The organism is Pseudomonas sp. CM25, assembly GCF_013179705.1.
Classification (GTDB): Bacteria; Pseudomonadota; Gammaproteobacteria; order Pseudomonadales; family Pseudomonadaceae; genus Aquipseudomonas.
Genome location: NZ_JABMCW010000609.1, coordinates 1 through 1689 on the forward strand (window position 1 = coordinate 1; position 1689 = coordinate 1689).

A 1689-nucleotide genomic window follows, 5' to 3' on the forward strand; every position below is an offset into this window, starting at 1 on the left:
GGTTCTCGAACTTCCACGCATCCGCGCCGCTGACCGCTTCGATGGCGTTGACCACGGGCTCGTTAGCGCCCACATACACGTTGTCTGGAGCAGTAACGGTGATCGAGCCAGTAGTGCTGTTGGCCGGTACAACAACCGTGGTGCCATCAGTCAGCTTGAAGAACAGCTCCGAATGGTTGTTGATCGGCAGACCATCTTTGTTGGTCAGCGTGACGGTGTAGGTGATCTCGCCGCCTTCGTTCACCGAAGGCGTGGCAGTCAGTTTGGCTACCACTTCGTTGATGGTGTCGGTAACTTTTACCGACGCATCACCGCCAAACTGCAGGTTCTCGAAAGCGGTGCCCTTGGCGTCTTCGGCGGTCTTGATACCCAGGCTGATTTCGCCGGCATCCTGATAGACGTCGTCACCCTGCGCATCGTGGGTGTACTGCACGCTGGTCTCGCCAGCCTTGATGATGACCTGGGCGTTGTTGCTCAGCGTCACAACCAGGTCGTTGGCCAATGCAGTGTTGATGTGCACGGTGAAGGTCGGCTTCACATTCTCGGCGACCGATACCTGGTCAGCCGTGATGGTGACCTTGACGATGTCACCTTCGTTACCGCCACCCGGGTTTGGATTGCCTGGCGTGCCTGGCTCATCGGTAACCGTGGTGCTGACCGGGGTCTTGTCCAGGGTCAGTTGTTCGAACTTCCACGCATCTGCCCCGCTGACGTCGGCAATAGCCTTCACGACCGGGTCGTTGGCGCCAACATACACGTTGTCTGGTGCAGTGACTGTAATTGAGCCGGTGTTGCTGTTGGCGGGTACCACAACAACGGTCTTGCCATCGCTTAGCGTGAAGTACAGCGCCGAGTGGTTATCCACCGGCAGGCCGTCCTTGTTGGTCAGCGTGACGGTATAAGTGATCTCGCCACCTTCGGTTACCGAAGGTGTAGCAGTCAGTCTGGCGACGACTTCACTGATAGTGTCCGAGATTTCAACGGTAGCCGGGCCACCGATGACCAGGTGCTCGAAGGTGGCACCCTGGACAGTGGCGTCGGTGACGCTGAGGGTGAGAGAGCCAGCGTCCTTGATGACATCATCGCCTTGGGCGGAGGCCTTGTATTCGACTTCGGTTTTACCGGCTTCGATAGTCACCTTGTCGCCGTTGGACAGGGTAACAGTCAGTGGACGGTCCAGTGCCTGGCTTACTTTCACTGTGAAGGACGGCTGCTGGTCCTCGGTCACGTTGCCATTGCTGACGATGCTGACGGTGACGGTATCGACACTGTCATTGATGACAGTCGACGCCGGAGTCAGGTTGGGGGTCAGCTGCTCGAAGTTGCCGCCAGTGGCGCCATCGATGGTAACGCTGACGGTGGAACCGTTGTTGTAGACGTCATTAGCCGGGGTCTGGAAGTCGACACTGCCCTGGGTCTTGCCCGCTTCAACAGTGATGGTCTGGCCGTTGGACAGGGTCACGGTCACCGGCGACTGAGCAGGGTTGCTCAGGGTCACGGTGTAGGTGATCACGCCGCCTTCGGTCACCGACGGGCTCGCCGTCAGGGTCGCGGTGGTGTTATCGACCGAATCATTGATCGTGGTTTGAGCAGGCGTCGGGTTCGGGGTCAGCTGCTCGAAGTTACCGCCGGTGGCGTTCTCGATGGTGACGCTGACGGTGGAACCGTTGTTGTAGACGTCATTAGCCG

1 protein-coding gene is annotated in these 1689 nt (G+C 58.7%); it reads right to left on the reverse strand.

Translation table 11 applies throughout. The features are described 5' to 3' along the window. Positions 1-1689: immunoglobulin-like domain-containing protein (locus HP546_RS29950; RefSeq protein WP_372242485.1), on the reverse strand; the 1689-nt coding region annotated here is incomplete at both ends.